Genomic DNA, 26058 nt, shown 5'->3' on the forward strand with positions numbered 1-26058 from the left:
AGGAAGAACGCAGATCGGCCCAGCGGGTTTCTCGCGAAAATCCGGGCCCTAGAATTCGAAGCTCGTGGCCCGCCCGCCGCGGGTGACCACCCGGCGCATGACCGCGACGCTGGGCCCCGAGGCGCCCGCGACCGGCTTGGCCAGGGTCACGGCGTACCAGGCGCCGTCCGGCAGGCCCGAGAAGCTCACGCGATCGGTGTTGTCGCAGGTGGCGCGCTTGACGAAGGGGTTGGAGTCGCCGGGCGGGGCCTGGGCCGTGCGGCTGCGCACGTCGTCGGTCGGCAGGGCCGAGCGCTGGTCGGACTTGTAGAGCACCATCATCCGCCGGCGCGACCAGGGGGTCTCCGGGGTCAGCACCACGGTCGCCCCGGCGCAGGTGTAGCGGGCCGATCCGGAGCCCCGGTAGTTCAGCGCCCCGATCAGCGCGTTGTGGCCGGGCGCCTTCGACCAGGCGAAGTCGCCGGCGCGGAACGCGGCGTCCTCCGCCGGCAGGCTCGGCCCACGTCCCGGCGGCGACGGACCGTAGGTCGGCGCACAGGCGGTGAGCGAGCCCAGAAGGGCGGCGGCGGCGAGGAGACGAGCGCGGTCGGCCATGAAGCGGAGCATATAGGCCAATGCGGCGAAATCGCGCCAGTGGGCTCGAGACCGCCGGGCGCTCGCGCCGCTCAGAGCTGGTTCAGGCTGAAGACCATCAGGCCGAGCAGCAGGAGGCCGAACGACACCACCGTCGTCGTCCAGACGATCAGGGTCTTCAGGATCGCCCCCAGCACGCTCGATCCATAGGCGCCGCGCAGGGTCTGGAAGAGGTTGATCGGCGTCCAGACGGCGAGCGCCAGGAACCAGACGATCGCCAGCTGGCCCGGCAGGATCAGGCCCACGGCGTTGGTCAGGAAGGCGAAGGACAACAGGTTCATCGCCACCAGCAGGTGGTCGTAGATGAACACCTGTTTGCGGTTGCGATAGACCAGCGCCAGGGTCAGGCCGACGATCGGCAGCAGCAGGATCGCCGTCCGCTGGCCCCAGGAGAACAGGACGCTCCAGTAGTAGTCCGGATTGGCGGTGGCCTTCCTCAGCCCCGCCTTCCAGCCGGTGCGCGCCTCACCGACCGCGGCCTCCGCATTGTCCGGCGCCAGGCCCTGGGCCGCCCGGTCGGCCTCGGCGATCCGCCGGCGATAGCGGGCCTCGGCCTTGGCGATGGTCCGGTCATAGGCCGCCGCCGCGTGGCCGGGCTTCTCGTCCGGGTCCAGCAGCGCCTCGGCGCGGTCCTTGCGGGCCTCGGTCATGTCCGCGGCCAGGTCCGTGCCCGCCTCGTCCCGGATCTTGCCGGCCGCGACGCTCCGGCCGGCGGGGGTCTTCAGCGCCGCGATCTCGGTCGCCTTGCGCCGGGCGTTGCTCAGCGTCTCCTCATGGGCCGCATGCTCGGCGGCGAAGATGAAGAGCACCAGGGCGACCAGGAAGGTCCGGAACGGCGGCACGTGGCGGACGATGCGGCCGTCCATATAGTCCCGCGCCAGGCGCCCGGGCCGCAGGAACAGGTCCGGCACGGTGCGCCAGAGCCGCCCGTCCAGTTCGAAAAGCGCCTCGCCGGCCTCCCAGATCAGCCGCAGGATCGAGCGCTTGTGGGTGTCGGCGGTCTGGCCGCAGACATGGCAGTAGGGTCCTTGCAGCTCTGCCCCGCAGTTGGCGCACGGCGTCCCCGGCGGCGGCGCCTTGCGGCGGCGTCCGATCAGATGGCCCAGCGAATCGGCCGCCGCCGCCTCAAGTTCCCCGCTCACCTCGCCCCCCGGACTCGCGCGCTGCGGAGAACCTAGTGCAGACGACCGCGCCTAGTCATCGCCCTTCGGTCGTCCGCGCATGGCCTTGACCCCCGACCGCTTCGACTTGCCCTCCAGGCGCTTCAGCTTCGAGGCGTAGGTGGGCCGGGTCTTCTTGCGGGGCTTGGGCTTGTGGGTGGCCTGTTCGATGAGGTCGACCAGGCGGGCCCGCGCATCCTGCCGGTTCATCTCCTGGCTGCGATGGCTCTGGGCGAAGATCACGATCACGCCCTCCTGGTTCATGCGGCTGCCGGCCACCCGCTCCAGGCGATGCTTCACCTCATCGGGCAGGGACGGGGAGTTGCGCGCGTCGAACCGCAACTCGACCGCGGAGGATGAGGTATTGACGTGCTGGCCGCCGGGACCGGAGGCGCGCACGAACTTCTCGCTGATCTCGTCGTCCTCGATCGAGATGGTTTCGGTGACGGGAATCATCGGACCGGTTTTGCCAAGCTTCGCCTAACGAGGTATGAGGCGTCCATGCGCTCGTTCGCCGCCATTCTCGTACTTACCATGCTGACCGCCACAGGCGGGCCGGTAAGGGATGTCGCGCGCTAGAGCTACCTCAAAGCAACGATAGCCACCCACCAGCCCCGCCGGATCCGGACGGGGCTTTTCTTTTGGTCCCTCGTCCGTCCCGCCAACCGAGATGAGACCATGGACCCGCCTCAGCCCAAGACCGACATCCTGATCCGCGCCCTCGAGCCCGGCGACATTCCAGACCTGACCGAGGCCTGGAACCAGCCGCTGGCCTACGCCGGCACCCTCCAGCTGCCCTATACCTCGGTGGATGCCCGCCAGAGGCGCGCCGCCGACCCGCCCGCGACCCTGACCCGCCTGGTGGCGGTGATCGAGGGCAGGGTGATCGGCTGCCTGGGACTGGAGCGCTACGAGAACCGGCGCAGCCACGCCGGCCAGTTCGGCATGGCGGTGCACGACGCCTACGCCGGGCGGGGCGCGGGCACGGCCCTGTTGGCGGCCGCGATCGACCTGGCCGACAACTGGCTGAACCTGAAGCGGCTGGAGCTGAGCGCCTACGCGGACAACGCCCGCGCCATCGCGCTCTATGAGCGGTTCGGCTTCGAACGCGAGGGCTTTCATCGCGCCTATTCCTGGCGCAACGGCGGCTATGTGGACTCGATCTCGATGGCGCGGCTTCGCCTGTGACCTCGCTTGGCTTGACCTTCACGCAAAAAACCGCTGGAAAGCGCCCGCTTTCCCGCACTCTCGTTGCGTCTGAGCGCAACTTCTTGACCACCCAGGAGAACAATCATGCGCGTCTACTATGACCGCGACGCCGACCTTTCCCGCATCCTGGACAAGAAGATCGCCATTGTAGGCTATGGCTCCCAGGGCCGGGCCCATGCGCTGAACCTCAAGGATTCGGGCGTGAAGAACGTCGCCGTGGCGCTGAAGCCCGGCTCGGCCACCGCCAAGAAGGTGGAAGCCGACGGCCTGAAGGTGATGAGCGTCGCCGACGCCGCCAAATGGGCCGACGCGGTCATGGTGCTGGCCCCCGACGAGCTGCAGCGCGACATCTACAAGGCCGACATCGCCCCCAATATCCGCGACGGGGCGGCGCTGCTGTTCGCCCACGGCCTCAACGTGCACTTCAACCTGATCGAGCCGGCGCCCGGCATCGACGTCCTGATGGTGGCGCCCAAAGGCCCCGGCCACACGGTGCGCGGCGAGTACCAGAAGGGCGGCGGTGTGCCCTGCCTGATCGCGGTGCACCAGGACGCCACGGGCGGGGCCATGGACCTCGGTCTCGCCTACGCCTCGGCGATCGGCGGCGGGCGCTCCGGCATCATCGAGACCAACTTCCGCGAGGAATGCGAGACCGACCTGTTCGGCGAACAGGCCGTGCTCTGCGGCGGCCTCGTCGAGCTGATCCGCGCGGGCTTCGAGACCCTGGTCGAGGCCGGCTACGCGCCGGAGATGGCCTATTTCGAGTGCCTGCACGAGGTGAAGCTGATCGTCGACCTGATCTACGAGGGCGGCATCGCCAACATGAACTACTCGATCTCCAACACCGCCGAGTACGGGGAATACGTCTCGGGCCCGCGGGTGGTGACGGCGGAGACCAAGGCCGAGATGAAGCGCATCCTCGACGACATCCAGTCGGGCCGCTTCGTGCGCGACTTCATGCAGGAGAATGCGGTCGGCGCCCCCAGCTTCAAGGCCACCCGCAAGCGCGGCGCCGAGCACCAGATCGAGGAAGTCGGCCAGCGGCTTCGCGCCATGATGCCCTGGATCACCAAGAACAAGCTGGTCGACACCGCGCGGAACTGAGCCGGGACGGCCGAGACCTACATCCAAGCTTCGTCATCCCGGACGGCCCGAAGGGGACGATCCGGGATGATGTGGGATTTTGAACCCCTGCGACGGCTCGCTACTTCCGTGCTAGCCTGAGGCCATAACGTCTGGGTTGTGGTCTGCGCTGCGCGACGAACCCTAGAGCCGCCCCCGCCAAGGCCACCCCCAGACCCAGGGTCCGGGAGATCAGGAATGGCGTCCGAAAATCATGTCGAAAACCCCTTCGAATTCGTCCTTGAGAAGCTCGGCTGGGCGGCCTCCGATGTCGCCCATGTGGTGCTGCCCCGGCGCGACCGGCACGCAGGCCAGGTCGCGCCCGCCGTCCGCAAGATCGGGGCGGCCGACCTCTGGGACGCGCTGCGCAAGGGCATGGCGGACGTGGGGGCCACCCGCGACGACGTGCTGTTCATCGGCCTGATCTATCCGCTGGCGGGTCTGGTGCTCGCGCGCCTGGCCTTCAGCCTGGACCTGCTGCCGCTGGTGTTTCCGCTGGCGTCGGGCTTCGCCATCGTCGGTCCGTTCGCCGCGGTGGGTCTCTACGAGCTGAGCCGCCGGCGCGAGCAGGGGGCGCAGGTCACCTGGCTCGACGGCTTCGGGGTGTTCAAGTCGCCGGCCCTGGGCTCGATCCTGGGTCTCGGCGCCATCCTGCTCGGCCTGTTCCTGGTCTGGCTGGGCGTGGCCTATGAGATCTATCTCGCGACGCTGGGCTCCACGCCGCCGCAGACCATCGCCGCCTTCGAGCGCAGCGTGTTCCAGACCGGCGGCGGCTGGACGATGATCGCCGCGGGCGTCGGCGTAGGCTTCCTCTTCGCGGTGTTCGCCTTCGCGATCAGCGTCGTCTCCTTCCCCCTGCTGCTCGACCGCGACGTGGGCCTGATGACGGCGGTCCGCACCTCCCTGCGGGCGGTCTCGGCGAACCTCGGCGTGATGACGCTCTGGGGCGCGATCGTCGCCGGCGCCCTGGTGCTGGGCTCGATCCCGGCCCTGGTCGGCCTGATCTTCGTGGTGCCGGTGCTCGGCCACGCCAGCTGGCACCTCTACCGCAAGGCGGTGGGAGAGGCCTGAAGTCCGCCGGCGCGCCGAGCCCCCCGCGTCAGTCGTCGATCTCGCGCTTGGCCTTCATGCGCGAGCGCCCGGCCTTGTGGATCGCCACCCAGCGCTTGCGCTCGGCGGCCGCGGCCAGCGGGTCCTCCTTGCGCACCGTGTGGGCGACCTCGCGCTGCAGCTTCTGGAAGCTGCGCCAGCGCTCGGCGTCCAGGGTCCCGTCGGCGAGCGCCGCCTGAACCGCGCAGCCGGGCTCCCGGTCGTGGGCGCAGTCGCGGAACTTGCAGCCCAACGCCAGCTCGTCGACCTGGGCGGTGGTCTCCGCGAAGGCCGCCGCCACCCCGGCCTCGGAGTCCCAGAGCGCCAGCTCGCGCATGCCCGGCGTGTCGAGGATCAGGGCGCCGGAGGGCAGCAGGATCAGCTCCCGGTGGGTCGTGGTGTGCCGCCCGTGGGCGTCGTCCTCGCGGATCTCCTTGGTCGCCATCCGCTCACTCCCGGCCAGCGCATTGACCAGGGTGGACTTGCCGACCCCGGACGAGCCCAGCAGCACCGCCGTCTTGCCGGGCGCGAGCAGCGCCGACAGCGCCTCCAGACCCTCGCCGGTCCGCACCGACACCGCCAGCACCGGCACGCCGAAGGCGATCTCCCGCACGCTCTCGACCAGGGGCTCGGGGTCGTCGCAGGCGTCGGCCTTGGTCAGCAGGAAGACCGGTTCGGCCCCGCTCTCGTAGGCGGTGGCCAGGTAGCGTTCCAGGCGGCGCAGGTTGAGGTCGGCGTTCAGCGAGGCGGCCAGCAGCGCCATGTCGACGTTGGCCGCCACCACCTGCATGTCCTTGGCGGTGCCGGCCGCCATGCGGGTGAAGGCGGTGCGGCGCGGCAGGACGCTGGCGATGACCGCGGCGTCGCCCTTCAGGTCCACCGCCACCCAGTCGCCGGTGACCGGATAGCCGCCCCCATTCTCATTGAAGACGGCGGCCTCATGGGCGAAGCGGCCGGAGATGCGGCCCTCGATCTCGGCGGCGGCGCCGTCGATCTCGAGGACCAGGCGGTAGAGGTTGCGTTGCTGGACGATGACCCGGGCCGGGACCAGCCCTTCGGCCGCGAAGGGTTGGAAGTCGTGTTGGAGCGTTTCGGTCCAGCCGTAGTTGCTGAGCCCAGATGAGGTGAGCAATGTCAGGGTTTCCTTGAAGGTTCGAGCCAATCCGGCGTCGACCGCGGAATCCCGCCTTTTCGAGGAAGGGTCGGTTGCCTAGGCAACCCGCACGGCGACGCGACGAAGGGCTGTGGCAATGGGCGTCGTCATCAGATCCTCCCTCGTTCAAGGTTTGCGTGCGTGCGAGGCGGACCTTGGCCCCGGGGCCGCCCTGGGTCAAGAAGGGGGCTGGACGCGGGCGGGAGTGGACGATGGCGAGCGGCGACGGCTTGAAGGACAATCCCTGGACGCTCACCACGCCCAGCGGCGGGTCCGAATTCCAGGCCTGGCGCGACGAGACCCTCGATCCGCCGGCCCTGGTGGTCCAGGTCGGCAAGACCCAGCTTCGCTATGCGCTGGCCGCCATCGAGGACCTGCACGCCATGTTGAAGTCGCGCGGCGACTGGGTGGCGCTCGGCGGCGCGGACGAACAAAAGCCGGCGGCGGCGGGCACGGTCGAGGCCTGGGGCCGGGCCTCGGACAACCCGCAGGGCGGCTGGTATGGCCTGAAGAAGGGCCTCAGAGGCCGCTTCGGCGTCTATGTGCCGCCGGTGCTGGAGGCTCTGGGCCTGGCCGAGGTCGAGAAGGCCTCGCGCAACAACCGCATGCGGGCGCTCTGATCGTGGCTGAGCCCTCCGCCGTGGTGATGAACGACAAGACCCATCGCTTCGAGGTGACCCTCGATGGCGAGACGGCCTACACCGAATACGTCCTGCACAACGGCGCGATCGTCCTGCCGCACACGCTCGTGCCGCCTGCCTTCGAGGGGAAGGGCGTCGGCTCGGCGCTGGCCAAGGCGGCGCTGGGCTACGCCCGCGCGCACGGGCTGACGGTCAAGCCGATCTGCCCGTTCATCGCCGGCTACATCCAGAAGCATCCGGAGTGGCAGGATCTGGTCGATCCGGAGTTCCGGGGACGGCTCGGGCTGCCGGCTTAGCGCCATTCAAGCGCGGCCTGGCCGCGCAGGATCGCCTCGGTCTCGGGCGTATGCTTGCCGCCCTCGCGGTCGTGCAGGATCAGCGGCGGCAGGATCTGCAAGGGGGCCTTGCCGGTCTTCACCGCGCGCACCAGCACCCGCTTGGCCGGTTCGTCGGCGAAGGGCAGCACCGGCCGCACCTGGAACGAGCCTGCCTTGGACGCCAGCAAGCCCAGGATGTCGGCCATCCGGTCGGCGCGGTGGATCAGGGTGATGGTCCCGCCTTCGACCACGGCCTTGGACAGGAAGACGATCCAGCCCTCCAGCCCGTCGTCGGCCATCCAGGCGTCGCGGCGGTCGTCGGCCGGGCCCCGGAGCGCGCCGGGGTCGTCGAAATAGGGCGGATTGGCGAACGCCGCGTCGAACGGCGCGAGCCCGAGGGCCGAAAACCGCTTGCCGACGTCGCCCTGCAGCGCCTCGACCCGATCCTCCATACCGTTCGCCGCGATGTTCTCCCGGGCCAGCGCCAGGGCCCTTGGGTCGCGCTCGACGCCGGTGAAGCGCGCCTGCGGCCGGCGGGCGGCGGCGGCCAGCAGGGCGGCGCCGGCTCCGCAGCCCGCCTCCAGCGCCCGGCCGCCCAGACCGACGTCGCAGGCGGCGGCCAGCAGCGCCGCGTCGAGGCCCGCGCGGTAGCCGCGGCCCGGCTGGCGCAGCGTCACCCGCCCGTCCAGCACGCGATCTTCGGTGGTCTCGTTCATCGTAGGCGCAACCGACAATCTCGCCACAGGGGTCCAGGCGCGGGCCCGCTCGGGGGTCCGTGCGCTTGACCGTGCCCTATCGCGTCACCATTGTCCCACGCAACGGCGACCGCCTCCCCACCGGCCGCCTCAAAGCCAGGAGCCCGAGGTCCGCGTGGACGTCGCCACACGCCCCGCCATCGCCGAAAAGCCGCCGTCGCTGGACGCGCTGCTGGCGCTTGCGCGCCCGGACATGGCCTCGGTCGACGCCCTGATCCGCCGGCATATGGATAGTCCGGTGCCGGTGATCCCGGCGCTCGCCGATCACCTGATCGCCGGATCCGCCAAGCGCCTGCGCCCGCTGCTGACCGTCGCCGCCGCCCGGCTGGCCGGCGGGCGGGACGACGCCTGCCTGAAGCTCGCCGCCGCCGTCGAGTTCATCCACACCGCCACCCTGCTGCACGACGACGTGGTGGATAGCTCCCAGCTGCGCCGCGGCCGGGTCGCGGCCCACCTGATCTGGGGCGCGCCGTCGAGCGTGCTGGTCGGCGACTTCCTGTTCGCGCGCGCCTTCGAGCTGATGGTCGGGGCGGGCTCCATGCCGGCGCTGGAGATCCTCGCGCGGGCCTCCCGGGTGATCGCCGAGGGCGAGGTGCTGCAGCTCACCCGCGCCCACGACCTCGACCTCTCCCAAGAGGTCTATCTCGACATCATCAAGGCCAAGACCGCCGAGCTGTTTGCCGCCGCCGCGGAGGCCGGCGCGGTTTCGGCCGGCGCGTCCCCGGACCGTTGCCGGGCGCTCCGCAAATACGGCCAGGACCTGGGCCTGGCCTTCCAGCTGGTGGACGACGCCCTCGACTATTCCGGCGACAGCGCGACCCTCGGCAAGAACCCGGGCGACGATTTCCGTGAAGGCAAGGCGACCCTGCCCCTGCTGCTTACAATGGCCCGCGCCGGCTCCTCGGAACGCGAGTTCTGGATCCGCACCGTCGATCGCCGCGAGCAGACCGACGCCGACTTCGACCGCGCCCGCGAGCTGATGCGCCAGACCGGGGCCCTGCAGTCCACCCTCGACCTGGCCGCCGCCTACGCCGCCAGCGCCAAGGCCGCCCTCGCCGACTTCGGCGCCAACCCCTGGCGCACGGCGCTGGAAGACCTCGCCGACTTCGCGGTCGCCCGCCTGGCCTAGGCCCAGCGTCGGCCTGTCGACCTAGGAACCTGAACGCGGGTTGAGCGCTCCTTCGCATCCGGAGGGAGTGGCTATGTTCGCAGCGCTGAGACTATCGAGCCTGGGGCAGTTCACGCCTGAGTTTCCCGATGCCGAGGCCCTGCATCTCGGCCTCGCCAAATGGAACCGACGACGGCTCGCGGTGCAGACGCCGGGCCCCGATTGGCAGGCGCGGCTCAACGAAGATCAGCGGATGCTCCGCCTGGAGGGCGCATTCGTCGAGGCCTTCCGCGCCCATGTGGCGGACCTGGCCGCCGGGGCCCCCCGCGATCCCGAGGGCTTCATCGGCTGGTTCGAGGGCCTGAAGGCGGCCGGCCCCGGCCAGTGGGACCCGCTGTTCGGCTGGCTGGAGGTCGACGCCGACCTGGAGCAGGTGAAGTGGTTCCTGACCCAGGAAGCGGCCGGGGAGGCGGGCTTCGACGATCTCGTCGCCATGACCCAGGTCAAGCTGCCGGCCGGCCCGAAGCTGGAGCTCGCCCGCAACTACTGGGACGAGATGGGCCGCGGCAATGAGGCCGGCATGCACGGGCCGATGCTCGACCGCACGGTCGAAGGGCTGGGCCTGACCCCCACCATCGACGGCACGGCCTGGCAGAGCCTTTGCCTCGCCAACACCATGACCGCCTTCGCGACCACCCGGCGCTATGTCTACCAGTCGATCGGCGCGCTCGGAGTGGTGGAGCTGACCGCGCCGGGCCGCGTGGCCTGCGTCGATCTCGCCCTGAAGCGGCTGGGCTGCGGGCCGGAGCAGCGGAAGTACTTCGCCCTCCACGCCCACCTGGATGTCGAGCACTCGAAGGCCTGGAACGCCGAGGCGCTCGCGCCGCTGGTCCGCGAGACCCCCGACTGCGCCCGCTACATCGCCGAGGGCGCGCTCATGCGGCTGATCTGCGGGGAGCAGTGCTTCGAGACCTACCGCGCCCACCTCTGGGCCCATGCCCATCCGGTGGTCTACGCAGCGGAATAGGGCGCCTCAGGCCTCGTCGAACGGATGCGGCAGCCGGCCGGACTTGAACAGGATCATCGGGTTCTCGTCATAGTCGCCGAGTTCGGTGTCCGCCGTCGCCGAGAAGGCGACCACGCCCTCGCGCAGGGGCGCCAGCCGCTCGGCTTTGCGCCGGGCCTCCTCGGCGGTCTTGCAGCCCACCTGCGGCTCGGCCTTCAGCCCATTGCCGCGCCCGGCGACATAGGTCTGCAGGATGTAGACGGTTTCACTGGCCATGCGCTGACACGCGCCGCCGAACGAGTCCCGTCAATGGGCGTCTGGCGCCCTTGGCCTCTAGCCTGGGCCGATCATGTTCTCCGGCCGCACGACCCGGTCGAACTCCTCGTTGGTGACGTAGCCGCCGCCGACGGCCTCTTCGCGCAGCGTCGTGCCGTTCTTGTGGGCGGTCTTGGCGATCTTGGCGGCGTTGTCGTAGCCGATGGTCGGCGCGAGCGCGGTGACCAGCATCAGCGAGCGCTCGAGGTTGGCCTTGATGTTGTCCTCTCGGGCCTCGATCCCCACCACCATGTTGTCGGTGAAGGAGACCGCAGCGTCGGCTAGCAGCCGGCAGGACTGCAGGAAGTTGTAGGCCATCACCGGGTTGAAGACGTTCAGCTCGAAGTGGCCTTGGCTGCCCGCGAAGGCGATCGCCGTCTGGTTTCCCATCACGTGGGCGCAGACCATGGTCAGCGCCTCGGCCTGGGTCGGATTGACCTTGCCCGGCATGATCGAGGAGCCGGGCTCGTTCTCCGGCAGGGAGAGTTCGCCGAGGCCGGATCGCGGGCCGCTGCCCAGGAACCGGATGTCGTTGGCGATCTTGAACAGCGCCGCGGCGGTGGCGGTCAGGGCCCCGTGGCTGAACACCATGGCGTCGTGCGCGGCCAGCGCCTCGAACTTGTTGGGCGCGGTGATGAACGGCAGCTTGGTGATCGCCGCGATCCGCTCGGCGACCTTTTCCGCGAAACCGATCGGCGCGTTCAGCCCGGTGCCCACCGCCGTGCCGCCCTGGGCCAGCTCATAGAGGCCGTAGAGCGTCTCCTTCAGGCGTCGCGTCGACATCGCCGTCTGATGGGCGTAGCCGCCGAACTCCTGGCCGAGGGTCAGCGGGGTGGCGTCCTGGGTGTGGGTGCGGCCGATCTTGATGATGTGGGCGAAGGCCTTGCTCTTCGCCGTCAGGGCCGCGTGCAGGTGCTCGATAGCCGGCATGACGCTGCGGGCTACCTCCTCGGCGCAGGCGATGTGCATGGCCGTCGGATAGGTGTCGTTCGACGACTGGCTCATGTTGACGTGGTCGTTGGGGTGGACCGGCTTCTTGGAGCCCATGACCCCGCCCATCATCTCGATCGCCCGGTTCGAGATCACCTCGTTGGCGTTCATGTTCGACTGGGTGCCGGAGCCGGTCTGCCAGACCACCAGCGGGAAGTGCTCGTCGAGCTTGCCGTCGATCACCTCCTGGGCGGCCGCGACGATCGCCGCGGCGATCGCGGGGTCGATCTTGCCCAGCGCCAGGTTGGCCTCGGCGGCGGCGCGCTTGACCACGCCCAGGGCCCGGATCATCGGCTCGGGCTGCTTCTCCCAGCCGATCTTGAAGTTCTGCAAGGACCGCTGGGTCTGGGCGCCCCAGTAGCGGTCGGCGGGAACCTCGATAGGGCCGAAGGTGTCGGTTTCGGTGCGGGTGGCGGTCATCGAAGGGGCCCCAGGCGGTGTCGTTCCGGCGATGCGGCGGGTCTAGCCGCCGGAAGCGGGGCCCGCAACGGGCGTGGCGCGCCTGACCCGCCGACGCTATAGGGGAAGCGGTCAAGCTCGGAGCCAGAACCCATGATCGTCGTGACCACCAACGATCTGCCCGGATACCGCGTCACCGCCGTGATCGGCATGGTCCGCGGGATCACCGTCCGCTCGCGCAGCGTGGTCGGCAACCTCGGCGGGGCGATCCAGTCGATCTTCGGCGGCAACCTGTCGATCTACACCGAGCTCGCCGAGCACGCCCGCCAGGAGGCCTATCAGCTGATGGTCGAGCACGCCCGGGCGGCCGGCGCCGACGCGGTGCTGGCCATGCGCTACGACGCCAACGAGATCATGGAAGGCATCACCGAGGTGCTGGCCTATGGCACCGGCGTGAAGGTCGAGCGCGTCTAGCGCGCCGGCGCCCGGCGTGGACGACGCCTGGACCCAGCACGGCAAGGTCCGCGCCCGCGAGGGCGAAGGGGTGATGGAGGTGGTCGTCGACGGCCTGACCACCCAGGCCAAATACTATAAGCCGCTGATCTACGAGTTCTTCCGCAAGGCCTGGCGCGGCTCCCGCCCAGCCTGGGGTGAGTTCGCCGTGGAGATCCGCATGGAATATGTCGGCGATCCCCCCTGGCTCGACCTCGACAACCTGGCCAAGGCGATCCTCGACGCCATCAAGGGCTACGCCTTTCACGACGACGCCCAGGTGGCGCGCCTGCTGGTCGAGCGCCAGCCGGGCGAGCGCGAGCGGATCACCGTCAGCGTGCGGCGCCTGCCGGGCGCGGGCTTCGGCGCGCCGTTCCATCCGCAAGGGGAGGCGAGAGAATGATCGCGATCCTGGAAACCGACGACCCCGTCCGCCTGGGGTTCCTGAAGATGATCCTCGAGGAAGCGGACCTTCACCCGTTCATCTTCGACACCCATTCGACCTACCGCCAGCTGCCCAACCGGCTGATGGTGCCGGAGAGCGAGGTCGAAATGGCCAGGCGGCTGATCGAAGAGGTCGAAAAGTCGGCGACCTAGGGCCGCATTGGGTCCTGAAACAGAAACGGCCGCGCCCTGGGGCGCGGCCGATGTCTTACGCGAACCTCTCGGTGGGAACGGCGAGCGGCTCAGCGATACTGTTGGAGGCGCGTGGTCCGAAGACCGGCGAGGCCGTGACGGTCGATGGATCGTTGCCAGGCCAGGAATTCTTCCGACGTCAGCCGGTAGCGTTCCAAGGCGTCCTCGAGCGAGAGCAGGCCGCCACGGACCGCGGCGACGACCTCGGCCTTGCGGCGGATCACCCAGCGGCCGGTATCGGCAGGCGGCAGATCCCTCAGCGTCAACGGCGCGCCCGTGGGGCCGATGACGTACGACTCCCCGCGGCTATTCGTGCGCGTCTGCTGTTGCTGCAACATGGTTTTACGTCTTTCCCACGATCACTGTTGAGCGACAGAATAGGCGGTGGGCCCTAACAGCCGCTGAATCGTGATAGTGAATCGAAACCTAATCATTTGATTTCCCATGTACTAATTCGGCACATACTGATGTTAAGCGTGGTTAATCAGTATTAAGATTGCGCCTAGCGGATGATGTTGATCAGCTCGTCCAACATCGTGTCGGCGGTGGTGATGATCTTGGAGGAGGCCGAGTAGGCCTTCTGGGTGGTGATCAGGCCGGTGAACTCGGTCGACAGGTCGACCGTCGAGGCTTCCAGGCTGGACGGCGCGATCTTGCCCGCGCCACCCACGCCGGCCGCCTTCAGGGTCATCTGCCCGGCGGGCAGGGTCGAGGTGTAGGCGTTGCCGTTGACCGCCTGCAGGCCATCGGCGTTGGGGAAGGTGGCGATGGCGATCTGGGCGATCTTGCGGACCTGGCTGTTGTCGAAGAGCGCCGAGACCACGCCGTCGGGGCTGACCTGGACGCCGACGATGTTGCCGACGCCCGCGCCGTTGGAGGTCACCGAATTGACCGTCGTGGCGGCGGCGAGCTGGGTGAACTGGCTCAGGTCGAGGGTGAGCGGCTGGGCGGCGATGCCCAGGGCCGTGCCCCAGGCCGGCTGGGCTCCGCCCGAGGCGGCCAGGTTGATCTGCGGCGGCGCGCCGGCCGCGCCGAACAGGGTGGAGTTCGCCAGGTCGATCGACCCGTCGGTGTTGAACTTCACGAGGCCCGCGGCGATCTGGCCGTTCGGGCCGGCGGTCGAGACGTCGCTGGCCGGCACCGCGTAGATTTCAGCGTTCCAGGTGTTGGGCGTGGCGGTCTTTTCGAAGGCGAGCGCGAACTTGTGGGTGCCGCCCATCGAGTCGACGACGCTCAGCTCCATCGGCGGGGCGTCCGGCGCCGTGCCGGTGCCGGTGGCGGCGAAGGCGGCCATGCTCTTGGTGGCCTTGTTGTAGGTCGCCGCGCCCGCCGAGACCGCGGTCGTCTGGTCGAGGTTGGCGCTGATCCCCAGGGTGCTGGTCTGCTGGACCGCGGCGCCGAGGTTCTTGACGTTGATCGGGCCGATCTTGGAGAGGTCGGAGGGGTCGGTGGTGAACCCCCCGGTGGCGTTCACCGGCCAGCCTTGCAGGTAGAGGCCCGCGTCGTTGACCAGGTAGCCGTTGGCGTCGGGCGCGAAGGCCCCGGCGCGGGTGAATTCCCGGGGATCGGAGGCGGTCAGGCCGGCGCCCTTGGTCGACACCACGAAGAAGCCGTCGCCGGAGATCGCCAGGCTGGTCGAGGACGACGAGCTCTGGATCAGGCCCTGCTGGCTGACGAACGCCTTGGAGGAGCCTTGCACGCCGCCGGCGGAATATTCGCCCTTGACCGCCTGGGACGTCACCATGGTGGCGAAGTCCACCTGGTTGCGCTTGTAGGCGGTGGTGTTGACGTTGGCGATGTTGTCCGAGATGGCCGCCAGAGCCGAGGAGTTGGCCACCAGGCCCGAAACCCCGGCCAGCAGTGCTGAATTGATGCTCATGGTGTGATCCGTTCTTTCCTAGGTTTCCGCCTGCTGCGGGCGTCGATCGGCGTCGTTCAGCCGTCGGGGTTCAAAAGGGGAGGCGCCGCGCGTCACGAGGCGGCCGGTGTGGTTGGGGGCGTGGCCGCCGCGACCTGCTGGATCGAGGTGACCTTCGACCAGTCCACCGGCCCGCCGTTGACGGTGATGGAGGTCGCGCCGTTGCCCTGGGTGACGCCGGTGACGACGCCTTGCACATAGGTCGTCGAGGCGATCTGGGCGCCGGTGGAGTCGAGGGCCGTCACCCGCAGCGTATAGGGCCCGCCGTCGGGCAGCTGGGTGTTGGTGAGGTCCTTGCCGTTCCAGGTGAAGGCGTGGTCGCCGGCCTTCAGGTCGGTCGGCGCCTCGGCGTGGACGATCTTGCCGTTGGCGTCGAGCACCTGGACCTTGAGGTCCGAGGCCGCGGCGGGAAGATTGTAGGTCCACTGGGCCTGGCCGCCCGAAAGATTGGCGTCGTCGCTGACCGCTTTCACGTTCTTGCCGATCAGGGTGACGGCGGTGGAGACGCCGCTCGAGGTGTTGTTGACCAGCTGCTTCAGCAGATCGTTGGCGTTGAGCTGCTGCTCGACGCCGGTCATCTGCACCAGCTGCTGGGTGAACTGGTTGGAGTCCAGCGGCGCGGTCGGGTCCTGGTTCTTCAGCTGCGTGGTGAGCAGGCTGAGGAAGGTGTTGAAGTTGTCGGCCAGGCTCGCCTTGCCGAGCGCGGTCTGGTCCGGCGGCGTGGTGGGGGTCGTGGCGGAAGGCGCGGTGACGGTCATGAGGTCCTCAGATCCGGATGTCGACGCCGGAGACTGAGCTCCGGCGGTACATGAGTTGGTTGTCCGGCGCGGCGTCGGCAGTGGTGTCGAGCGCCGTCTGGAAGGCCCGGCCGCGGAACGCCGCGCCGGTGTTGCTGTCGGGGTCCTGCCCCTGGGCCTGGCGGCCCTGGCCGTTGTCGCTGGCGACGTCGAACGACAGGCCGCCGGAAAGGTCGAAGCCGGACTGTTCAAGCGCGCGCTGCAATTCGCCGGCGCGGGATTTCAGCTCCGCGGCGGCCTGCGGATTGTCGAAGGCCATCGAGGCGCTCATCCGGCCATCGCCGCCGATCTCCACGTGCACGTTGACCTTGCCGAGGCCGGCCGGATCGAGTTGCACGTCGAACTGGGTCGAGCGGCCGTCGAGCTTCTTGGCGATCTGGGCGGCGAGGTTGGCGACGGTCTGGGGCGCGCCGCGCACGGCGATCGCCGCGGCGTGGATCAGGGTGGCCGGCGTGGTGGTCGAGGCGGTGTCGAGGGTCGCCGGCGTCTGGGGCTGGTCGGCCGGTTCGGTCTTCGCGTCGAGCAGCGGGCCCTGGGCGTCGCGATCTGCGGCGCCGCCCTTGGCCAGGGCGGTGGAGACCGCCAGCAAGGCGTCGGCGGTCTTGGCGGAGACGTTGGCGCTCGGCGCGCCATCGGCCTGGGCGCCTTCGACGCGCGTGGAGGTGGGAGCCTGCGCCTTGGCCTTGGTGCTGGGCGCCGCCACCGGCTGCGGCTTGGCGCCGGGGTCCGCGGTGGGCGGCGTCAGGGCGGCCGTCGCCGCGGCGGTGGCGGCCGCGGTCGCTGCGACAGGCGTTTCGGCGATGACGGGTTGGGCTGGGGCCTGGGGCGTGGCCGGGACGGCTGTGGCCAGCGCCGGAGTCGCCGCGGTGGGGGGCGTGGGCGCTGTCGGCGCTGCGATCTTGGCCGTGGCGGTCGCGTCGCTGGCGGCGGTTCCGGCGGCGATCGCGGCCTGCAGGGCGGCGGACGAGGGTTTCGCGCCGTCTGTCTTGCCCGCGTCCGTCTTGCCTGCGTCGCCCGCGACCTGGGCGCCGAGTTGCGCCAGCGTGGCGGCGGTCACCTGGCCTGCGGTCTTGTCGGCGCCGGCGCCCGGCGCGGGCGTCGCGCCCGGTTGGGCCGCGGTCGTGTTGGTCTTCGGCGATGTCGGCGCAAGCGTCAGACCCGCCGCCGCCAGCATGGCCAGCAGCGCGTCGGGCGTCTCAGGGGCGATGGCGTCCGCCGTGTCGGTCTTGCCGTCGTCGGCGGTCTTGGCCTTGCCGTCGCCCACGGCGGCTTTTCCATCCGTGGCGGTCTTGCCGGTGGCCTTGGCCAGAAGCTGGGCCGCCGAAGCCGCGGCCGTGGCGTCGTCCTCGCCCTGGGCGCTGAAGAAGGCGGCCATCAGCGCCTCGAAGCCGGTGAGCGGTCCCTTGGCATGACCGGCCTGACCCACGATTCCGGCGCCCGTAGCGCCCGTCGCAGAGGACGAGCCGGGGGCCGGCGGGGTGGCGGGAGCGGGGGACGCTGAAACGGACATACGAAGCGACAGCCTTGCGACGTCTGGAGGAGTGACGGTGGGCTGACGCGTGCTGCGTCGGGGGTTATTCGGAGGTCCTGGAGCAACCTTTGCGCCAACCGGGCAAGCGGTTGTTTTATCAAGAGTAATGGTCCTCCCGGCGAGGACCTCCGACCCCCCTCAGGAGCGGAAATTGCCGGGCCGAATGCGGCCAGATGGGGCGTTTCCTGCCGCCCACCCACCGAGCTGGAAAAGGCGGTTCGCGGACTGGCGCCGGTCTTGCGCTCCAATTGGCGAGGTCATCGGGCCCAGAGACTGACTATGTTGAAAACAAACAATATTTTGCAGGCCCTCGCGCGGGCGTTCACTAGGGTCTCGGCAGATTCAGCCGGGTCGCGCGTCAGCCTTTGCCGGGCGGAGGGCTAGACCATGTCGCTGACGATCGCCCTTCAGACCGCGGCCAGCGGCCTCCAGGCGGCCCAGGCCGGCCTGCGCGCGGTGTCCGACAACATCGCCAACGTCAACACGCCCGGCTACGTCCGCAAGACCATCGTCCAGCAGCAGCTGGTGGTGGACGGGCAGGGCGCCGGCGTCGACGTCACCGGCGTCCAGCGCGTCACCGACCAATATCTCCAGTCGGCCAGCATGACCGCCGGCTCCGACGCCAGCCGCTATGACATCTATGCGCAGTTCCTCGACAACGCCCAGAGCCTGTTCGGCGACCCCTCGGGCGCCAACTACTTCTTCGGCATGCCGGACGACATCTCGGCGGCCTTTTCCAGCGCCGCGGACGATCCCTCCTCGACCCTCCTGCGCGAGCAGGCGGTCAACAAGGTCAGCAATTTCCTCAGCGAAGCCGACCGGATCAACACCCAGATCTCCGCCCTGGGCTCGACCGTCGACACCCAGATCGGCAGCGACGTCACGCAGATCAACAGCCTGCTGCAGCAGATCTCCAAGCTGAACACCGACATCACCCGCGCCAAGATCACCGGCGGCGACTCCAGCGGCTCGGAAAACATCCAGGCCCAGGCGCTCAACACGCTTTCCGGCCTGATGAATGTCAAGGTGAGCGCCCGCGACACCGGCGGCGTCACCGTGCGCTCGACCGAAGGCGTGCTGCTGGCCGGCGACGGCGCCTCGACGCTCTCTTACAACAGCTCCGACACGACGCCCGGCTACATCACCGCCACCACGCCCGGCGCCTCCAGCGGCCCGCAGACGATCACCGTCAACAGCGGCGAGGTCCGGGGCCTGCTCGACCTGCGGAACGAAAAGCTCCCGGCGATCTCCGACCAGATGGGCGAGTTCGTCTCGCGCACCGCCCAGCAACTGAACGCCGCCCACAACGCCTCGACCGCCTATCCGCCGCCGACCACGCTCAGCGGGCGCAACACCGGCCTCGACCTGCCGACCGCCGCCAGCGGCTTCACCGGCCAGTCGACGGTGGCGATCACCAACTCGTCCGGCGTCGTGCAGCGCACGGTGGCGATCGACTTCACCGCCGGGACCATGAGCGTCAACGGCGGGGCGGGGACCGCCTTTACGCCCTCGACCTTCCTGGCGACCCTCAACGCCAGCCTGGGCGCGCAGGGCTCGGCGACCTTCACCAACGGCGCGCTCTCGATCTCCGCCACCGGGACCAACGGCGTGGCGATCGACGAGGGAACGTCGCAAAAGGCTGGCGAAGGCTTCTCGCAGTTCTTCGGCCTGAACGACCTGATCAGCTCGAGCGGCGTCTCGACCTACGATACCGGGCTCGCGTCGACGGACGCCAATGGCTTCACGCCGGGCGATACGATCAAGCTCCGCCTCTCCCTGCCCAACGGTAACCCGATCCGCGACGTGACCGTGACGGTTCCGCCGGCCGGCAACCCGACGGTCGGCGACCTGGTCAATGCGCTCAACAACAGCGCCTCGGGCGTCGGCCTCTACGGGAGCTTCACCCTCGACGCCCAGGGCGGGCTGAGCTTCACCGGCAATCCGCCGCAGAACGCCCAGCTCTCCATCGTGCAGGACACCACCCAGCGCGGCGTCGGCGGCCCCTCGATCAGCCAGCTGTTCGGCCTGGGCTCCGGGCAGCGCTCCACGCGGGCCGGGACCTATTCGGTCGACCCGGCGGTAGCGGCCGACCCCACCAAGCTCGCGCTCGGCACGCTGAACTTGAGCGTGGCCGCCGGCCAGCCGGCGATCTCGGCCGGCGATGGCACCGGCGCCCAGGCGCTTGCCCAGGCCGAGCAGAGCTCCACGCTCTTCAAGGCGGCGGGCGACCTAGGCGCGGTGAACATGACGCTCGCCAGCTACGCGGCGGAACTGGGCGGCTCCATCGGCCGCGACGCGGCCACGGCGGGGGACCAGAAGACCAGCGCCACCGCCGTGCAGACCGAAGCCAACGCGCGCCGCCAGTCCGTAGAAGGCGTGAATATCGACGAAGAGCTCGTCAACCTCACCACCTATCAGCAGGCGTTCAGTGCGAACGCCCGGATGATCCAGGCCACCAAGGATATGTTCGATATCCTTGCGAACCTGATCAGCTAACCCGTTCTAAGTTCCGAAGGATCCGACCATGGACCGCGTTTCGACAGCCGGAAACTACTCCGCCATCCTCGCCAATCTGATGGCCGCCGAAGGCCGTCAGGTCGACGCCGAAAACCGCGTCTCGTCGCAGAAGAACGGCGACTCCCTGAAGGACTACGCCAACAAGGCCGAGACCCTGACGGCCATGAAGACGGTCGACCGGCGGATCACCGCCTACCAGGACGGCAACGCCGCGATCGCCGCCAAGCTGACCACCCAGGACAACGCGCTCAACGGCATCACCGACTCCGCCGCGGCGGTCCGCCAGGCGATCACCGACGCGCTCGCCAACGACAACGCCGACAGCCTGATGCAGGTGGTGCAGGGCCAGTTCCAGAGCGCCGTCACCGGCCTCAACGCCCAGTACGACGGCAAATACCTGTTCGCCGGCGGCAAGGTCACCACCGCCCCGGTCACCGCCACCCAGATGAGCGACCTGACGGCCGGCCCGCCGATTTCCAGCTTCTTCCAGAACGACAACTTCAAGGTCCAGGCGAAGCTCGACGACTCCACGACCGCCACCACCGGTCAGCTGGCCAGCGACCTCGGGACCAACATGCTGACTTCGTTCCAGGCGCTGCAGGCCTTCGACACCGGCGGCTCGGGGCCGCTCTCCGGCCCGCTCACCCCCGCCCAGCGCACCTTCCTGCAGGGGCAGCTCGCCAACTGGGACACCATCCGTTCGGATCTGACGACCTCCACGGCGCAGAACGGCCTGATCCAGAACCAGGTGGATGCGGTGGGCGCGAGCCTGGTCGCCCAGAAGAACACGCTCACCGGGATGATCGGCGACATCACCGACGCCGACATGGCCAAGGCCGCGACCGACCTCTCCAGCGCCCAGCTCTCCGTCCAGGCCACGGCCCAGGTGCTGCAGGTGATGCAGGGCTCCTCGCTCCTGAACCTGCTCAAGTAGGCTCCGCCCTCGCAAATTAGGGGTCGAGCCGCTAGATAGGCGCCCATGAACGCGCCCGTTCTCATTCCCGATCGGCTCAGCGACGGCCTGATCGCCGCCGCGCGCGACGCCGTGCGCCTGCCGGCCGGAACGCGCATCGTCGCGGCCATGTCCGGCGGCGTGGACTCGACCGTGACCGCGGCCCTGCTGGCCAAGGCCGGCTACGACGTGGTGGGCGTGACCCTGCAGCTCTACGACCACGGCGCGGCGATCCAGAAGAAGGGCGCCTGCTGCGCGGGCCAGGATATCCACGACGCGCGCACCGCCGCCGAGAGCCTGTCGATCCCCCACTACGTCCTCGACTACGAGAGCCGTTTCCGGGCCGAGGTCATCGAGGAGTTCGCCGACGCCTATCTGCGCGGCGAGACGCCGATCCCCTGCGTGCGCTGCAATCAGACGGTGAAGTTCCGCGACCTGCTGGACGTCGCCCGCGACCTGGGCGCCGAGGCCATGGCGACCGGCCACTACGTCCGCCGCGACGTGGGCCCAGCCGGCCCGGAGCTGCACCGCGCCGCCGACGCCAACCGCGACCAGTCCTACTTCCTGTTCGCCACCACGGCCGAGCAGCTCGCCTATCTGCGCTTCCCGCTCGGCGGCCTGCCCAAGCCCGCCGTGCGCGCCGCCGCCGCCGAACTGGGCCTGGCGGTCGCGGACAAGCCGGACAGCCAGGACATCTGCTTCGTGCCGGAAGGCCGCTACACCACGGTCATCGACCGCCTGCGCCCGCATGGCGCGGAGCCCGGCGACATCGTCCACCTGGACGGCCGCGTGCTGGGCCGCCACGAGGGCGTCACCCGCTACACCATCGGCCAGCGCCGCGGCCTGAACGTCGCGGTGGGCGACCCGCTGTTCGTGGTCCGCATCGATGCCGACAACCGCCGGGTCATCGTAGGGCCCCGCGAGGCGCTGCTCACCCATGCGCTGACGCTGAAGGAAACCAATTGGGTCGGCGACGGCGCTTCTATCGAAGCGGCCTGCGACGCCGCCCGCCCGGTGCTGGCCCGCGTCCGCTCCACCCGCGAGCCCGCCCCCGGCCGCCTGGGCCGGATCGACGGCCGGCCCGCGGTGATCTTCGACGCGCCCGAAGAAGGCGTCGCGCCGGGCCAGGCCTGCGCCCTCTACGCCCCCGAAGCCCCGACCCGCGTCCTCGGCGGCGGCTTCATCGCCGGCACGCTCCGCGCGAACCTCTGATCGCCTTCACGGGTTTAGCTCCGCAAAGGAGACACCCCGATGGCCAGTTCGAAGACGTGGATCGCCGGCGCGACCAAGAAGAAGGGCAAACTGCACGAGGCCCTCCATGTGCCCAAGGACGAGAAAATCCCCGCCGCCAAGCTGCACGCCGCGGCCAGGAAGGGCGGCAAGATCGGTAAGGAAGCCCGCTTGGCCGAGACCCTGAAGGGCCTCAACCACAAACACTCGTAACGCCGCGGTATTTTGAAGGGGCTAGACCAGCTCCACTGCCATGGCCGTGGCCTCGCCGCCGCCGATGCAGAGGCTGGCGACGCCGCGCTTGCCGCCGCGGGCTTCCAGGGCGGAGAGCAGGGTGGCGAGGATGCGCGCGCCGGAGGCCCCGATCGGGTGACCCAGGGCGCAGGCGCCGCCGTTGACGTTGAGCTTGGCGCGGTCGATGCCGAGGTCGCGCTCGGCGATCATCGCGACCACGGCGAAGGCCTCGTTGACCTCGAAGAGGTCGACGTCGGCGACGCTCCAGCCGGCGCGCTTCAGGCACTTCTGGATGGCCGGCACGGGCGCGGTGGTGAAAAGGCTGGGCTCGTGGGCGTGGGCCGCGTGGCCGGCGACGCGGGCGACGATGGTCATGCCGAGCTTCCGGGCCACCGACTCCCGGGTCATCACCAGGGCCGCGGCGCCGTCGCTGATCGATGAAGCGTTGGCCGCGGTGATCGCGCCGTCCTTTGCGAAGGCGGGCTTGAGCGTCGGGATCTTGGCCGGATCGGCCTTCATCGGCTGCTCGTCGTCCTCGATCAGGATGGCGCCCTTGCGGGTGACCACCTCGAAGGGGACGATCTCGCGCTTGAAGGCGCCGCTCTCCGTAGCCGCCTTGGCGGCGGTCAGCGAGCGGATGGCGAACTCGTCCATGGCCTCGCGGGTGAACTGGTACTGCTTGGCGGTCTCCTCGGCGAAGGAGCCCATCAGCCGGCCGGGCTCGTAGGCGTCCTCCAGGCCGTCCAGGTACATGCTGTCGTAGGACGTATCGTGGCCGATCCGGGCGCCGGCCCGGTGCTTGGTCAGCAGGTAGGGGGCGTTGGTCATGCTCTCCATGCCGCCCGCGACGATCACGTCCGCGGAGCCGGCGGCCAGCGCATCGTGCGCCATGATCGCGGCCTGCATGCCCGAGCCGCACATCTTGTTGACCGTGGTGGCCTCCACCGACTTCGGCAGACCCGCGCCGATTGCCGCCTGGCGGGCGGGCGCCTGGCCGAGGCCGGCGGGAAGCACGCAGCCCATGACGATCTGTTCGACCGCCTCGGGCGAAACCCCCGAACGCTCGACCGCGGCGCGGACCGCGGCGGCCCCGAGCTCGGTGGCCTTCACAGGCGCGAAGACGCCCTGGAAGCCGCCCATGGGCGTGCGGGCGTAGGAGGCGATGACGACGGGATCGGAACTCTGGGTCATGGGCGGGGATATAACCATCCGCTCATCCCCACGAAAGCGGGGATGAGCGGGGTTTGAGGGTGTCGCCTACTGCTGATGGTCCTTCATCGCGGCGGCCATGGCCTTGGCCTGGGCGCGCATCTGGGCGATTTCGGCGGCGTTGGGCGCATGGCCCGGAGCGCCGGGGCCCTTGCCCGACATCATGTCGTTCATGTTGATCTTCATGCCGCCGGGCATCTCCATGTCGCCGGCCTTCATGTCGGCGGGGCAGGGGCCCTGCCAGGTGGCTTCGATGGAGATCTTGTGCGTGCCGTCGGCCTGCGGCATCGGGCCGCCGGCGGTCGTGGAGGTCACGTCGACCTTGTAGTGCGAGCCGAAGTCGCCGGTGGCGGTGCCGGACGAGGTGGTCGTCCCGCCGGCTTCCGACTTGCAGACCGAGTGGAAGTCCCAGCCGCCCCCCAGGTGCTGGGTGATCGACTGTTCCTGGCAGGTCGACTTGGCGGCCTGCGAGCCCCACCAGGCCATCTGTTTGTCGGTGGCGGTGTCGAGGCACATCTTGGTGGTCTGGGTCATCTCGGCCATGGAGATCGTCTGCGCCCAGAGCCCGGGCTTGCGCGGCGGCGGGGTCAGCGGGCCGCCCGAGGCCGCCGGCGCCGTCGCCGTGGCGGACACGGCCGTCCCCGTGGCGGCGGTTTCCGTCTTCTTCTGGCACGCCGCCAGCGCCAGCAGCGCCACCGCCGAAATTCCGATCACCCGTTTCATCTTGAACCTCCCAGCCCAATGCCCAGTTTAGGGACGAAGCTAGCCGCGATCCGGCGGCAGGAGAACAGGGTTATGGCCGAGCTGCCGAAAGGGCTTCGAGACACCGGCGCCCGCTATGAGATGGACGAGCAGGGCCTGACCTCCTGGGCCGACTACCGCCGCTCCGGCGACCGCCTGTTCATCGACCACGTCGAGAGCCCCGTGCCCTTGCGCGGAACCGGCGCCGCCGGCCGCCTGATGGCCGCCCTGTCCGCCGACGCCCGCGCCAAACAGCTGCGCATCACGCCGATCTGCGGCTACGCCGCCGCCTGGCTGGCGCGGAGCACCGAGTTCGGCGATCTGGCGCGCTAGCTAGGGAGGATCGGTGTGATCGGAGGATGTGGCCGGTGCGCCACGGTCTGCAATCGGCCCGGACGGGCGGACGGCTGGGTTAGGATTCGAGGTTAACGGGGAAGGTGCTCCGGAGGGGTCCTCGACGGAGGAGGGGATCAGCGCCCCTCGTCGGAATGGCGCCGCGGCCAGGGGCCGGCGCCGGGACCACCGACCGGCGCTCGCCCACCACGAGCGAACCGGCCGCGGTCAACCCGCCTACTGGCGGGAGGCGATGGCTTCCAGGGTCTGGACGCGGGCTTCGGCGTCTTCGACGAAACGGCGGGCCAGGTCGCGGATGCCGGGCGGATAGGCGTCGCCGCCGTCGGCGATTTCGGCCGCGATGGCCTCGGCGTTCATGATCGCCGCCGACAGCGCATGGACGTGGTCCTTGGCCAGCTGCTTGGCTTCAGCCTGCAGCCGGCGCACGCGCTCGGCGACGGTTTCGGTTCTGGAGGACTTCAGGTCGTTGTCTGCGACCACGCTGAGTGACGGTGACATTCGATAATACCTCAAGGCCCAAAATCCAGGTCTTCTCAGGACACCCCGCGGTTCACCATGAACCGCTCGCAGGACGCCCAGCCTGTTGTCTCGCTTACGTACAGAGACAGCACAGGTTCCCTGACGCTTGCATGAACGGGGCCGCTACGGTGCAGTTGGGGATTCAGGGTCACAGTTGGAAGTGACGCCGGTCACAGGCCGCACCGAGCGGCGATCAATTCTTGTGACGGAATGCACAGCGGGACCGCAAACCGGCCGCGCCGCCGCCGAAGCGCCGCCCCGGCCAGACCGAAGCCCAGGAGGCTCAGCGCCCAGCTCGAGGGCTCCGGCACGGCCGAATTGTCCCTGATCGACCAGGAAAAGTAGTCATTCTCCGCCGCCACGGCGTGGTTCGGCGAGACGGTCCCCAGGCTGTTCAGGTTCATCAGCGCGAACCGGTAGGCGACACCGGCTCTCAGCGGGTGGCTGAACGAACCCATGTGCTCGTTGTCGCTCGGGTCGCGGGTTCCGGCGAAGGTGTCGCTGATGTCGAAGAACTGCAGGCCGTCGCCCACCATCTCGAGCTGCCAGTCGCCGAGCCCGAACAGGCTGCCCGGGCCTGTGCCCACAATGTCGAAGTCGAGGTTGAACACCCCATCGGCGTCCGCCCGGAAGGCGTAGTTCCAGTCGAAGTCGTTGGTCAGGTTGCCGGAGAGCAGGGTTTCGATGGAGCCGGGCGTCGAGACGTTGAACTCGTGGCCCATGTTGGTGACGGTGAAGGTGCCCCGGTCCGCCGATTGCCAGACCGCGCTCTCGGTCGCGTGGCTGACCACGCTGTCGGCGCCGTCCGTCGCCGTGGCGCTCACCGTCCCGAACAGGGACTGGTGCGTCGGCGTCAGGACGTCGTGGGCGACGTCGCTCTTCGGATCCACACCCGGCCGGTCGATCACCGAGGTCGCGTGCAGGGTCAGCGAGCCCTCGAGCTCCGTCGCCGCGCCCGCCGGCCCGGCCGCCAGGCCGATCGCCAGGAGCGCGCCGACGCTGGCGCTGAGAGTTCGCAGGATCGTCATGGA

The 26058-nt window shown here is 69.5% G+C and carries 30 protein-coding genes; 15 read left to right on the plus strand and 15 right to left on the minus strand.

What is annotated here, in order from left to right; translation table 11 throughout:
- Nucleotides 1-48 precede the first annotated feature (48 nt).
- The 3 genes from ACESMY_RS08430 to arfB form a co-directional block, all read right to left on the minus strand.
- Nucleotides 49-594 (minus strand): hypothetical protein, encoded by a 546-nt coding sequence (locus ACESMY_RS08430; RefSeq protein ID WP_372784122.1) that lies wholly within the window; start codon nt 592-594, stop codon nt 49-51.
- Nucleotides 595-665: 71 nt separating this feature from the next.
- Nucleotides 666-1775: a DUF3667 domain-containing protein gene (locus ACESMY_RS08435; protein WP_372784123.1), complete on the minus strand. Its 1110-nt coding sequence runs from the start codon at nt 1773-1775 to the stop codon at nt 666-668.
- 51 nt (nt 1776-1826) lie between these two features.
- The gene (arfB, locus tag ACESMY_RS08440; protein WP_372784124.1) at nt 1827-2249 is read right to left on the minus strand and encodes an alternative ribosome rescue aminoacyl-tRNA hydrolase ArfB; all 423 of its coding nucleotides are present in this window, start codon (nt 2247-2249) and stop codon (nt 1827-1829) included.
- Between the two features lie 222 nt (nt 2250-2471).
- Between arfB and ACESMY_RS08445 the strand changes: the two genes are divergently transcribed.
- The 3 genes from ACESMY_RS08445 (at nt 2472) to ACESMY_RS08455 (ending at nt 5195) form a co-directional block, all read left to right on the plus strand.
- Nucleotides 2472-2981 carry a GNAT family N-acetyltransferase gene (locus tag ACESMY_RS08445; RefSeq protein WP_372784125.1) on the plus strand — a complete coding sequence of 170 codons (510 nt, stop codon included), beginning with the start codon at nt 2472-2474 and terminating at the stop codon, nt 2979-2981.
- A 105-nt stretch (nt 2982-3086) separates the two neighbouring features.
- Entirely contained in the window at nt 3087-4106 is a 1020-nt protein-coding gene (gene ilvC / locus ACESMY_RS08450) for a ketol-acid reductoisomerase (RefSeq protein ID WP_372784126.1), read from the plus strand.
- A 216-nt stretch (nt 4107-4322) separates the two neighbouring features.
- Nucleotides 4323-5195 carry a DUF2189 domain-containing protein gene (locus ACESMY_RS08455; protein WP_372784127.1) on the plus strand — a complete coding sequence of 291 codons (873 nt, stop codon included), beginning with the start codon at nt 4323-4325 and terminating at the stop codon, nt 5193-5195.
- 28 nt (nt 5196-5223) lie between these two features.
- Here the strand turns inward: ACESMY_RS08455 and rsgA are convergent, their stop codons facing one another.
- The gene (gene rsgA, locus ACESMY_RS08460; RefSeq protein ID WP_372784128.1) at nt 5224-6345 is read right to left on the minus strand and encodes a ribosome small subunit-dependent GTPase A; all 1122 of its coding nucleotides are present in this window, start codon (nt 6343-6345) and stop codon (nt 5224-5226) included.
- 233 nt (nt 6346-6578) lie between these two features.
- Between rsgA and ACESMY_RS08465 the strand changes: the two genes are divergently transcribed.
- Nucleotides 6579-6986, plus strand: coding sequence for a DUF6855 family protein (locus ACESMY_RS08465; RefSeq protein WP_372784129.1), 408 nt, complete (start codon nt 6579-6581; stop codon nt 6984-6986).
- A 2-nt stretch (nt 6987-6988) separates the two neighbouring features.
- Complete coding sequence (locus ACESMY_RS08470) at nt 6989-7303, plus strand: GNAT family N-acetyltransferase (RefSeq protein ID WP_372784130.1); 315 nt, start codon at nt 6989-6991, stop codon at nt 7301-7303.
- Here ACESMY_RS08470 and ACESMY_RS08475 read toward each other — a convergent pair.
- Complete coding sequence (locus ACESMY_RS08475; RefSeq protein WP_372784131.1) at nt 7300-8040, minus strand: tRNA1(Val) (adenine(37)-N6)-methyltransferase; 741 nt, start codon at nt 8038-8040, stop codon at nt 7300-7302. The two genes, ACESMY_RS08470 and ACESMY_RS08475, sit on opposite strands and share 4 nt — an antisense overlap.
- A gap of 199 nt (nt 8041-8239) precedes the next feature.
- Between ACESMY_RS08475 and ACESMY_RS08480 the strand changes: the two genes are divergently transcribed.
- Nucleotides 8240-9208, plus strand: a complete 969-nt coding sequence (locus ACESMY_RS08480) for a polyprenyl synthetase family protein (RefSeq protein WP_372784347.1) — start codon at nt 8240-8242, stop codon at nt 9206-9208.
- 73 nt (nt 9209-9281) lie between these two features.
- A complete protein-coding gene (locus ACESMY_RS08485) occupies nt 9282-10214 on the plus strand; it encodes an iron-containing redox enzyme family protein (RefSeq protein WP_372784132.1) in 933 nt (310 codons plus the stop codon).
- A gap of 6 nt (nt 10215-10220) precedes the next feature.
- Here ACESMY_RS08485 and ACESMY_RS08490 read toward each other — a convergent pair whose 3' ends face one another.
- Entirely contained in the window at nt 10221-10469 is a 249-nt protein-coding gene (locus ACESMY_RS08490) for a hypothetical protein (protein WP_372784133.1), read from the minus strand.
- Between the two features lie 57 nt (nt 10470-10526).
- Nucleotides 10527-11918 carry a class II fumarate hydratase gene (fumC, locus tag ACESMY_RS08495; RefSeq protein ID WP_372784134.1) on the minus strand — a complete coding sequence of 464 codons (1392 nt, stop codon included), beginning with the start codon at nt 11916-11918 and terminating at the stop codon, nt 10527-10529.
- Nucleotides 11919-12050: 132 nt separating this feature from the next.
- On the opposite strand from fumC, the gene ACESMY_RS08500 reads away from it, so the two are divergent.
- From ACESMY_RS08500 to ACESMY_RS08510, 3 genes are all read left to right on the plus strand, one after another.
- Nucleotides 12051-12371 (plus strand): YbjQ family protein, encoded by a 321-nt coding sequence (locus ACESMY_RS08500; protein ID WP_372784135.1) that lies wholly within the window; start codon nt 12051-12053, stop codon nt 12369-12371.
- Nucleotides 12372-12444: 73 nt separating this feature from the next.
- Complete coding sequence (locus ACESMY_RS08505) at nt 12445-12792, plus strand: RusA family crossover junction endodeoxyribonuclease (protein WP_372784348.1); 348 nt, start codon at nt 12445-12447, stop codon at nt 12790-12792.
- Nucleotides 12789-12986 carry a DUF2007 domain-containing protein gene (locus ACESMY_RS08510; protein WP_372784136.1) on the plus strand — a complete coding sequence of 66 codons (198 nt, stop codon included), beginning with the start codon at nt 12789-12791 and terminating at the stop codon, nt 12984-12986. The genes ACESMY_RS08505 and ACESMY_RS08510 overlap by 4 nt, the downstream gene beginning before the upstream one ends.
- A gap of 89 nt (nt 12987-13075) precedes the next feature.
- On the opposite strand, the gene ACESMY_RS08515 is transcribed toward ACESMY_RS08510, so the two are convergent.
- The 4 genes from ACESMY_RS08515 to ACESMY_RS08530 form a co-directional block, all read right to left on the minus strand.
- Nucleotides 13076-13363 carry a DUF1153 domain-containing protein gene (locus tag ACESMY_RS08515; protein ID WP_324943050.1) on the minus strand — a complete coding sequence of 96 codons (288 nt, stop codon included), beginning with the start codon at nt 13361-13363 and terminating at the stop codon, nt 13076-13078.
- Between the two features lie 164 nt (nt 13364-13527).
- Nucleotides 13528-14904, minus strand: coding sequence for a flagellar hook protein FlgE (locus ACESMY_RS08520; RefSeq protein WP_372784137.1), 1377 nt, complete (start codon nt 14902-14904; stop codon nt 13528-13530).
- A gap of 92 nt (nt 14905-14996) precedes the next feature.
- Nucleotides 14997-15701 (minus strand): flagellar hook assembly protein FlgD, encoded by a 705-nt coding sequence (locus ACESMY_RS08525; protein WP_372784138.1) that lies wholly within the window; start codon nt 15699-15701, stop codon nt 14997-14999.
- 7 nt (nt 15702-15708) lie between these two features.
- Nucleotides 15709-17166 carry a flagellar hook-length control protein FliK gene (locus ACESMY_RS08530; protein WP_372784139.1) on the minus strand — a complete coding sequence of 486 codons (1458 nt, stop codon included), beginning with the start codon at nt 17164-17166 and terminating at the stop codon, nt 15709-15711.
- Nucleotides 17167-17658: 492 nt separating this feature from the next.
- Here ACESMY_RS08530 and flgK point away from each other — a divergent pair, with 492 nt between their 5' ends.
- From flgK to ACESMY_RS08550, 4 genes are read left to right on the plus strand one after another with little or no spacing between them, the layout of a single operon-like run.
- Complete coding sequence (gene flgK / locus ACESMY_RS08535) at nt 17659-19767, plus strand: flagellar hook-associated protein FlgK (protein WP_372784140.1); 2109 nt, start codon at nt 17659-17661, stop codon at nt 19765-19767.
- A gap of 28 nt (nt 19768-19795) precedes the next feature.
- Nucleotides 19796-20722: a flagellin gene (locus ACESMY_RS08540; RefSeq protein ID WP_372784141.1), complete on the plus strand. Its 927-nt coding sequence runs from the start codon at nt 19796-19798 to the stop codon at nt 20720-20722.
- 45 nt (nt 20723-20767) lie between these two features.
- Nucleotides 20768-21952, plus strand: coding sequence for a tRNA 2-thiouridine(34) synthase MnmA (mnmA, locus tag ACESMY_RS08545; RefSeq protein WP_372784142.1), 1185 nt, complete (start codon nt 20768-20770; stop codon nt 21950-21952).
- A 39-nt stretch (nt 21953-21991) separates the two neighbouring features.
- The gene (locus tag ACESMY_RS08550; RefSeq protein ID WP_372784143.1) at nt 21992-22183 is read left to right on the plus strand and encodes a hypothetical protein; all 192 of its coding nucleotides are present in this window, start codon (nt 21992-21994) and stop codon (nt 22181-22183) included.
- Nucleotides 22184-22204: 21 nt separating this feature from the next.
- On the opposite strand, the gene ACESMY_RS08555 is transcribed toward ACESMY_RS08550, so the two are convergent.
- Both ACESMY_RS08555 and ACESMY_RS08560 read right to left on the minus strand, forming a co-directional pair.
- Entirely contained in the window at nt 22205-23395 is a 1191-nt protein-coding gene (locus ACESMY_RS08555; protein ID WP_372784349.1) for an acetyl-CoA C-acyltransferase, read from the minus strand.
- Between the two features lie 66 nt (nt 23396-23461).
- Nucleotides 23462-24136, minus strand: coding sequence for a DUF3617 domain-containing protein (locus ACESMY_RS08560; protein WP_372784144.1), 675 nt, complete (start codon nt 24134-24136; stop codon nt 23462-23464).
- Between the two features lie 72 nt (nt 24137-24208).
- Between ACESMY_RS08560 and ACESMY_RS08565 the strand changes: the two genes are divergently transcribed.
- Complete coding sequence (locus ACESMY_RS08565) at nt 24209-24487, plus strand: GNAT family N-acetyltransferase (protein ID WP_372784145.1); 279 nt, start codon at nt 24209-24211, stop codon at nt 24485-24487.
- Nucleotides 24488-24724: 237 nt separating this feature from the next.
- Here the strand turns inward: ACESMY_RS08565 and ACESMY_RS08570 are convergent, their stop codons facing one another.
- Nucleotides 24725-25006: a hypothetical protein gene (locus tag ACESMY_RS08570; protein ID WP_372784146.1), complete on the minus strand. Its 282-nt coding sequence runs from the start codon at nt 25004-25006 to the stop codon at nt 24725-24727.
- A gap of 191 nt (nt 25007-25197) precedes the next feature.
- Nucleotides 25198-26055 (minus strand): PEPxxWA-CTERM sorting domain-containing protein, encoded by an 858-nt coding sequence (locus ACESMY_RS08575; RefSeq protein WP_372784147.1) that lies wholly within the window; start codon nt 26053-26055, stop codon nt 25198-25200.
- Nucleotides 26056-26058: the final 3 nt, after the last annotated feature.

This window comes from Phenylobacterium sp. (assembly GCF_041691455.1).
Lineage (GTDB): Bacteria > Pseudomonadota > Alphaproteobacteria > Caulobacterales > Caulobacteraceae > Phenylobacterium.

Excerpts from the sequence above, each read along its gene's own strand:
- ACESMY_RS08430 (WP_372784122.1), bottom strand. The coding sequence starts at position 594 with ATGGCCGACCGCGCTCGTCTCCTCGCCGCCGCCGCCCTTCTGGGCTCG.
- arfB (WP_372784124.1), bottom strand. The coding sequence starts at position 2,249 with ATGATTCCCGTCACCGAAACCATCTCGATCGAGGACGACGAGATCAGC.
- ACESMY_RS08445 (WP_372784125.1), top strand. The coding sequence starts at position 2,472 with ATGGACCCGCCTCAGCCCAAGACCGACATCCTGATCCGCGCCCTCGAG.
- ilvC (WP_372784126.1), top strand. The coding sequence starts at position 3,087 with ATGCGCGTCTACTATGACCGCGACGCCGACCTTTCCCGCATCCTGGAC.
- ACESMY_RS08455 (WP_372784127.1), top strand. The coding sequence starts at position 4,323 with ATGGCGTCCGAAAATCATGTCGAAAACCCCTTCGAATTCGTCCTTGAG.
- ACESMY_RS08465 (WP_372784129.1), top strand. The coding sequence starts at position 6,579 with ATGGCGAGCGGCGACGGCTTGAAGGACAATCCCTGGACGCTCACCACG.
- ACESMY_RS08475 (WP_372784131.1), bottom strand. The coding sequence starts at position 8,040 with ATGAACGAGACCACCGAAGATCGCGTGCTGGACGGGCGGGTGACGCTG.
- ACESMY_RS08485 (WP_372784132.1), top strand. The coding sequence starts at position 9,282 with ATGTTCGCAGCGCTGAGACTATCGAGCCTGGGGCAGTTCACGCCTGAG.
- ACESMY_RS08490 (WP_372784133.1), bottom strand. The coding sequence starts at position 10,469 with ATGGCCAGTGAAACCGTCTACATCCTGCAGACCTATGTCGCCGGGCGC.
- fumC (WP_372784134.1), bottom strand. The coding sequence starts at position 11,918 with ATGACCGCCACCCGCACCGAAACCGACACCTTCGGCCCTATCGAGGTT.
- ACESMY_RS08500 (WP_372784135.1), top strand. The coding sequence starts at position 12,051 with ATGATCGTCGTGACCACCAACGATCTGCCCGGATACCGCGTCACCGCC.
- ACESMY_RS08505 (WP_372784348.1), top strand. The coding sequence starts at position 12,445 with ATGGAGGTGGTCGTCGACGGCCTGACCACCCAGGCCAAATACTATAAG.
- ACESMY_RS08510 (WP_372784136.1), top strand. The coding sequence starts at position 12,789 with ATGATCGCGATCCTGGAAACCGACGACCCCGTCCGCCTGGGGTTCCTG.
- ACESMY_RS08515 (WP_324943050.1), bottom strand. The coding sequence starts at position 13,363 with ATGTTGCAGCAACAGCAGACGCGCACGAATAGCCGCGGGGAGTCGTAC.
- ACESMY_RS08520 (WP_372784137.1), bottom strand. The coding sequence starts at position 14,904 with ATGAGCATCAATTCAGCACTGCTGGCCGGGGTTTCGGGCCTGGTGGCC.
- ACESMY_RS08525 (WP_372784138.1), bottom strand. The coding sequence starts at position 15,701 with ATGACCGTCACCGCGCCTTCCGCCACGACCCCCACCACGCCGCCGGAC.
- flgK (WP_372784140.1), top strand. The coding sequence starts at position 17,659 with ATGTCGCTGACGATCGCCCTTCAGACCGCGGCCAGCGGCCTCCAGGCG.
- ACESMY_RS08540 (WP_372784141.1), top strand. The coding sequence starts at position 19,796 with ATGGACCGCGTTTCGACAGCCGGAAACTACTCCGCCATCCTCGCCAAT.
- mnmA (WP_372784142.1), top strand. The coding sequence starts at position 20,768 with ATGAACGCGCCCGTTCTCATTCCCGATCGGCTCAGCGACGGCCTGATC.
- ACESMY_RS08550 (WP_372784143.1), top strand. The coding sequence starts at position 21,992 with ATGGCCAGTTCGAAGACGTGGATCGCCGGCGCGACCAAGAAGAAGGGC.
- ACESMY_RS08555 (WP_372784349.1), bottom strand. The coding sequence starts at position 23,395 with ATGACCCAGAGTTCCGATCCCGTCGTCATCGCCTCCTACGCCCGCACG.
- ACESMY_RS08560 (WP_372784144.1), bottom strand. The coding sequence starts at position 24,136 with ATGAAACGGGTGATCGGAATTTCGGCGGTGGCGCTGCTGGCGCTGGCG.
- ACESMY_RS08565 (WP_372784145.1), top strand. The coding sequence starts at position 24,209 with ATGGCCGAGCTGCCGAAAGGGCTTCGAGACACCGGCGCCCGCTATGAG.
- ACESMY_RS08570 (WP_372784146.1), bottom strand. The coding sequence starts at position 25,006 with ATGTCACCGTCACTCAGCGTGGTCGCAGACAACGACCTGAAGTCCTCC.
- ACESMY_RS08575 (WP_372784147.1), bottom strand. The coding sequence starts at position 26,055 with ATGACGATCCTGCGAACTCTCAGCGCCAGCGTCGGCGCGCTCCTGGCG.